General features: G+C 58.9%; 6 protein-coding genes and 2 pseudogenes. 4 read left to right on the top strand and 4 right to left on the bottom strand.

All coding sequences use genetic code 11. The annotated features are described in order from the left end of the window. Positions 1 to 789: 789 nt before the first annotated feature. Positions 790 to 966, top strand: coding sequence for a hypothetical protein (locus J9893_RS04045; protein ID WP_181824794.1), 177 nt, complete (start codon positions 790 to 792; stop codon positions 964 to 966). Positions 967 to 1548: 582 nt separating this feature from the next. Then, entirely contained in the window at positions 1549 to 2544 is a 996-nt protein-coding gene (locus J9893_RS04040) for a plasmid recombination protein (protein WP_114522573.1), read from the top strand. 103 nt (positions 2545 to 2647) lie between these two features. Here the strand turns inward: J9893_RS04040 and J9893_RS04035 are convergent, their stop codons facing one another. Together J9893_RS04035 and J9893_RS04030 are read right to left on the bottom strand one after the other, a co-directional pair. Beyond that, the gene (locus J9893_RS04035) at positions 2648 to 3025 is read right to left on the bottom strand and encodes a metalloregulator ArsR/SmtB family transcription factor (RefSeq protein WP_008786737.1); all 378 of its coding nucleotides are present in this window, start codon (positions 3023 to 3025) and stop codon (positions 2648 to 2650) included. 43 nt (positions 3026 to 3068) lie between these two features. Continuing rightward, the gene (locus J9893_RS04030; RefSeq protein WP_008786738.1) at positions 3069 to 4166 is read right to left on the bottom strand and encodes a cation diffusion facilitator family transporter; all 1098 of its coding nucleotides are present in this window, start codon (positions 4164 to 4166) and stop codon (positions 3069 to 3071) included. Between the two features lie 224 nt (positions 4167 to 4390). On the opposite strand from J9893_RS04030, the pseudogene J9893_RS22045 reads away from it, so the two are divergent. Then, positions 4391 to 4558 (top strand): annotated as a pseudogene (locus J9893_RS22045) (metal-sensing transcriptional repressor); the annotation flags it as partial. Beyond that, a pseudogene (locus tag J9893_RS04020) lies at positions 4555 to 4635 on the top strand (MerR family transcriptional regulator); the annotation flags it as partial. The pseudogenes J9893_RS22045 and J9893_RS04020, both read left to right, overlap by 4 nt. A gap of 88 nt (positions 4636 to 4723) precedes the next feature. Here the strand turns inward: J9893_RS04020 and J9893_RS04015 are convergent. Together J9893_RS04015 and J9893_RS21900 are read right to left on the bottom strand one after the other, a co-directional pair. Next, the gene (locus J9893_RS04015) at positions 4724 to 4963 is read right to left on the bottom strand and encodes a plasmid replication protein RepB (RefSeq protein WP_114522571.1); all 240 of its coding nucleotides are present in this window, start codon (positions 4961 to 4963) and stop codon (positions 4724 to 4726) included. 108 nt (positions 4964 to 5071) lie between these two features. Then, positions 5072 to 5200 carry a hypothetical protein gene (locus J9893_RS21900; RefSeq protein ID WP_258555716.1) on the bottom strand — a complete coding sequence of 43 codons (129 nt, stop codon included), beginning with the start codon at positions 5198 to 5200 and terminating at the stop codon, positions 5072 to 5074. Positions 5201 to 5427 lie beyond the last annotated feature (227 nt).

Below are 5427 nucleotides of genomic sequence, written 5' to 3'. Positions count from 1 at the left end.
ACGGACGGGCGCAGTTACCCACCTCGCCAAGAGCATCTCTCTTTTTTTGTTTGAAAGAAAAGGGCGTAAGGCACCGGCGAGCCTATCTTTCGCTGCGCTTCAAGATAGGCTCGCCCTCCTGCTTGGCTACGTTAAAAATGACGTAGTTACGCTGGATAGCTCGCCTTGCTCAGGACTATCGAGGCTGCTTGCGGCAGCTCCCCCTCACGCGCTCCTGAGACACACCTCGCCACTCTGTACCTGCTTCAGTCCCCACCTGTGGGCTGGACTGCCGCGCCGTTTTTATCGAGCTGGCCGTGGTTGGTTCCCCGTTGCGCTCGGTGCTGGTACCCCATGGTTGCGAGCCATGGGAGGCTATGGTGCGCGTCGCACGCTGGGCCGTATGTGAGGATTCCCCGTTCGGCCCGACCCCTGCACCCGCTCGACAACATCAACATGCTTCCAATTCGAGCGGATACGACTTATCGCCATTGGCAGAGGCCAACGGTAACAGGGGTTCAGGCGGGATTTAGCTTGAAAGGTGCGGCAGGTTGCCGCTAAACTTGATTGGTATTCGGTAGCTGCTTCCGCCTGAAGCTGTTACCCAGGAACTCCGGTGCGCTAACACTTGGGTTCCCGTAAAAACCGCCGCGCTAACGGCGGTTTTTTCGTTTCTGGCGAGCAGGTTACGCTGGATCCCAAAGGATCGTCAATCTCGAGTGGCATCCGTTTTCGTTGATTTATATTGAATAAACGCAAGTGAACGTAGAAACTTAAAACGTAAACCACTTACTCACCAAAGGATTCTGTATGAAACTCCAAGCTTTAAACCTTGAATTGCAAGGGGTTAAAGTATTTGGCGTAGAGCTTCAGCGTCTGATTTCGTTAACCGAAGAACCGTCTGTTAGAATGCCCTCTGGCCTCACTAGAGAACAGCGCAGAGAATGGGCAAAACAGGCAGCCAAAGCACCCCACAAAACTCTGTAGATTTCGGGACAACGTTCCTGAAGTACTACAACGAGCGATACTCTAAAACCACCTTGTCCAAGATCGATGATTTCATCGATCACTTCGAAAAACATGGATTGTTTGGCCCTCCGGCATGGATTGGGAAGGTATCGCCATCGTACAAGGTGCCTGACCACTATCCGAACAAAGAAGCTATAGAGGAACACGCAAGAACGTTCGCTCTATGGCATGCCCACATCGGAGATCCATGTTTCAAAGGCTCTTTCCATAGCAAGTACAAGGTGTCTGACTGGGTGCTCCATTTCCAAAAAATTTCAGACAACCACATTAAGTTGTTGGAGCTTGGCTATCACGGTAATCCAATGGCTCTTCCTACCGAAGACCTCATAAATGAGCCATAAGCCCCCTCAAGAGAACCCAATAGAAAAGGGCAACTAGACTGCGCTAGTTGCCCTTTTTTCTGGGTTTGGCAAGCGCAGTGCGGCAGGTTTTTTTCGCCCCGCAGGGCTCCAACTTTGGGCACCAAAGTGTTAGGAGAACACTTTGCCTCCTCAATCTGGTACTGTTTCCGGAGACCAAAGAGCAAGGGGCAAAGACACAATGGCGCTCTCATTCTCGCTAGCGATCGACAAGATGCAGTCCTCCTCCGTCGGCAGGGCAGAGGGGCACAACCTCCGCCTCCACGCCACCGAAAGCCAGCTCCGACCGGAGGCATGGTTTACCCCAGAAGGCCGCCACCAGGTAACACCATGGAGACCAGAGGCGCTGGTCAAGGCCAAAGGGCTCGCCAAGCGCAAAGATGCCGTTCAGGCCATCCAGTTCGTGATCCAGCTTGGCAACCAGACAGACTGGCGAGAGGAGCCAGAACTGGACTTTCCAGAGGGGAGGCCACTCCACATTATTAAGCCGATGAATCTCGCAGCCCGGGGGGTCAAAGCATGGGCGGTGCAGGAGTTCGGGGAGGACAACATCGTTGGGATCGACTTTCACACCGACGAGAGCAGCCCGCACTTTCATGTTGTCGTAACGCCGATCAGAGACGGCAAGCTACAGGCCAAGGCATGGTTGGACGGGGCCAGCAAGGTTGCAGCCCTGCGGAAACGAGCATGGCAGGCCGTCAATGCGCACATTGCCTGCGAGTACAAGCCCGGCGCCGCTGGCGGGGCACCGCACGACCCCCGCAAGGCAGCCGGACAGGTGCCGGCACCGTCGATGCTCGATAAGGTGACCGGCCATGCCAAGGCCAAGCGCCTTGAGCGCGAGAACGCCGTCCTGCAGGAGGAGAATGCTCAACTCAAACAGGCGCTGTTTAGCCGCCAGAAAGGCCGCTACAGCGCGGAGCTGCTTGAGAAGGCCAAGCAGGCCGAACTAGCCGCCGAAATAGCTCAGAGAGCGTTAGGCGAAGCCAAACAAGAGCTTTTGGGGTTGAAGTGGGATGCTGGGCTGCATGAGCAGGCGGTGAAGCGGTTGGAGGCTGAGATCTCGAAGCTGAAGGGCTACAACCAACAACTCTCGGAACAAAACAACGAGCTCGACGAGAAGCTGCGGGAGCTGCTGCCAAGACGAACCAGAGGGCTAGGGGGGATGGAGCCGTGAGACTTTGGCATGTTGTCGGCCTATTGGGACGTCCTTGAGGCTAACCGGCGGCGTGGGTACCGGCGCCTCGCAACCTGCCATTCGCCTGGGTGCTTGGGCCTGGTCAGTCGTCGGCTTTGTCCTCGGAAATGTGGACCGCCATGTCCTGCAGCACCTGGCTGACGTGCTGGTCCGCGATGCTGTAGAAGATGTGCTTGGCTTGGCGTTCGCCGCGCACGAGGCGCGCACCGCGCAGCAGCCGCAGGTGATGGCTGACCAGAGACTGCGACAGGTCGAGCGCTTCGGCGATGTCCCCCACGGCGACCGAGCCATGCATGCACTGCAGCAGGATCTTCAATCGCGATTGGTCGCCCAGCAGGCGGAAGGTCTCGGCCAGAACAGCGACGTCACTTTGCGACATTGCGAGGGCATCGGTCGCCGCGTCGTGGCTGGTGGTCGAGCATTGCGCGGTGTCGGCGCTGGTGGTTTTGCGGGACGTCATGGATGCAAATCCTCAAGTGGAGTGCGAGCCGGCTCGCGCGGCCTCAATGCCTGTGACCAGGAGCGGAATGGTCGTGGTCATGGCCGTGGCTGTGCCCGCCGCCATGCTTGTGATTGCCATGATCATGGCCGCTGTGGTCGTGCCCGCTGTGGTCATGACCGCTGTGATCGTGGCCGCTGTGGTCCTGACGCTCCGACGTGGGCTGCAAGCTGCAGACGTTCTCGTCGGTGCCCGAGTTCCAGTCGATCCCGACCGTGGCGTGTTCGATGCTGAATTGCTCTCGAAGCACCGCTTCGACGCGCTTGACCACGGCGCGTGCTTCCTCGTCCACGTTGGGGCGAACGTGCAGCGTGGCCATCGTGCGCCCGGAGGTGAGCTGCCACACGTGAACGTGGCTGACGGCCGCCAGGCCCGGCACGGCGCCCATCAGGCCTTGCTCCACCTTCTCCGGCGAAGCATCCTCCGGCGCGCCTTCCAGCAGGATGTGGATCGACTTGGCGAGCAGCTTCCATGCGCTGCGCAGGATCAGCGCCGCGACCAGGACCGACAGGATGGGATCGATCGGCGTCCAGCCCGTGAGGTAGATGACGATCGCAGCGACGATGGCGCCGACCGAGCCGAGCAGGTCGCCCATCACGTGCAGGATGGCCCCCTTCACGTTGACGTGATCGGTCTCTCCGCGGGTCATGATCCACAGCACGAGCACGTTCACCAGCAGGCCGAGCACGGCGACGATCATCATCGGGCCGGCCAGGATCACGGGCGGCGCCTGCAGCCGCTCCCACGCCTCGTAGGCGATCCAAGCGACGATCGCGAACAGGGTCACGGCGTTCAGGAAACCGGCGATGACCTCGAAGCGCAGGTAGCCGAAGGTGCGCTTGCTGTCGGCCGCGCGGCGGCCGAACCGGAATGCTGCGTAGGCCAGTGCGAGCGCCGCGGCGTCGGTCAGCATGTGGCCCGCGTCGGCCAGCAAGGCCAGCGAGCCCGACAGCACGCCTCCGACGGCCTCCACGACCATGAAGCCGAAGATCAGGAAAAAGGACAGCAGGACCTTGCGCTCGTTGGCGCTGGTCACGGTCGGGGTGTGGTCATGATCATGGTCGTGATCGTGACCATGGTCATGTGCGTGGGATTGGGACATGGGGCCTCGGGAAACTGGGTCTTTGACTGTGGCTCAAAATATAACACATGAACATGTTTTCATGTGAATTGTTGTACACATTTGTGTTCGCGTCTCACCACGGCCGGGATGCCGCTCCGGGCAATTGCCTTAGCCTGGCTCGGCGACCATTCCCCCCGCCTGGCAAGCAGCCGTTGATCTAACATCCAGTGGCAGTATCCCCCCTGGGGGGATATGATTTCAGCATGGAAGACATGCATAAGCACACCACCCATCCCGACCTGGTGAAGCGGCTCAAGCGCGCCGAGGGGCATCTGCGGCACGTCATCGGGATGATCGAAGGGGGAGAAACCTGCCTCGACATCGCCCGCCAGCTCGCGGCGGTGGAAAGCGCGGTGACGGCGGCCAAGCGCGAAAGGGGAATGTTTCCTGCCCGTTGATCGCGTCACTACAGGGCGAAGCAGGCCTGGCAAGGTCAGCTATGCCTTAGCGTGCTTTATTTTCCGTTTTCTGAGGTGCCCCCTATTGGCCTGCACGATGTTTTTAGCTGGGCAGCCTCGATGGCCGCACTGGCGGCCCTAACGGCTGCTCAGGTCGATCTCGATGCGGCGAAAGCCGATGCCATTCGCGGTGTTGGCCGCGGCATCCATCGAGGAGAAAACCCGCCAGCCGCCGCGCTGGCGCTCTACCACCTCGGAGCCCCCCTTGCCGAAGCGTACCAGGTGGAGATGGAACCCAGCCCCCATAGGGGTGGGGACGATCATCGCCTTGGAGAATCCGCCCATGTCGAAAATGGTCTTGGCCTCTTTTTCCTGCATCATCAAATCCAATATTTGAAACGTCAAATCGACAATTTGATTGTACCCTCTTGGGGGAGGCCGTCAATCACTTTGGAAATATGATTTGTCGAATCGGCAAAATGATTTTCAATCCAACTCAAGGCCCAAGGCAATGAGGCACTCCCGCCACTTCTGGGCCTCCAAATCGAAGTTGAGCAAGCCCCCTTCAACGCTGATCCGGCTCCCTAAATCGAGCAGGGGCTTGTCGAACCCCATACGTACCTCCGGCCAGAGCCAAACCTAACCCGCTTCCGTGGATAACTGCTGCCGCCCACAAGCCGAACCGATGGCATGTGGACGGACGGGCGCAGTTACCCACCTCGCCAAGAGCATCTCTCTTTTTTTGTTTGAAAGAAAAGGGCGTAAGGCACCGGCGAGCCTATCTTTCGCTGCGCTTCAAGATAGGCTCGCCCTCCTGCTTGGCTACGTTAAAAATGACGTAG

It is taken from the genome of Aeromonas sp. MaB10011B (assembly GCF_017939325.1).
Lineage (GTDB): Bacteria > Pseudomonadota > Gammaproteobacteria > Enterobacterales > Aeromonadaceae > Aeromonas > Aeromonas caviae.
This window is presented reverse-complemented; position numbering and strand designations above follow the sequence as displayed.

Excerpts from the sequence above, each read along its gene's own strand:
- J9893_RS04015 (WP_114522571.1), bottom strand. The coding sequence starts at position 4,963 with ATGCAGGAAAAAGAGGCCAAGACCATTTTCGACATGGGCGGATTCTCC.
- J9893_RS04045 (WP_181824794.1), top strand. The coding sequence starts at position 790 with ATGAAACTCCAAGCTTTAAACCTTGAATTGCAAGGGGTTAAAGTATTT.
- J9893_RS04030 (WP_008786738.1), bottom strand. The coding sequence starts at position 4,166 with ATGTCCCAATCCCACGCACATGACCATGGTCACGATCACGACCATGAT.
- J9893_RS04040 (WP_114522573.1), top strand. The coding sequence starts at position 1,549 with ATGGCGCTCTCATTCTCGCTAGCGATCGACAAGATGCAGTCCTCCTCC.
- J9893_RS04035 (WP_008786737.1), bottom strand. The coding sequence starts at position 3,025 with ATGACGTCCCGCAAAACCACCAGCGCCGACACCGCGCAATGCTCGACC.
- J9893_RS21900 (WP_258555716.1), bottom strand. The coding sequence starts at position 5,200 with ATGGGGTTCGACAAGCCCCTGCTCGATTTAGGGAGCCGGATCAGCGTT.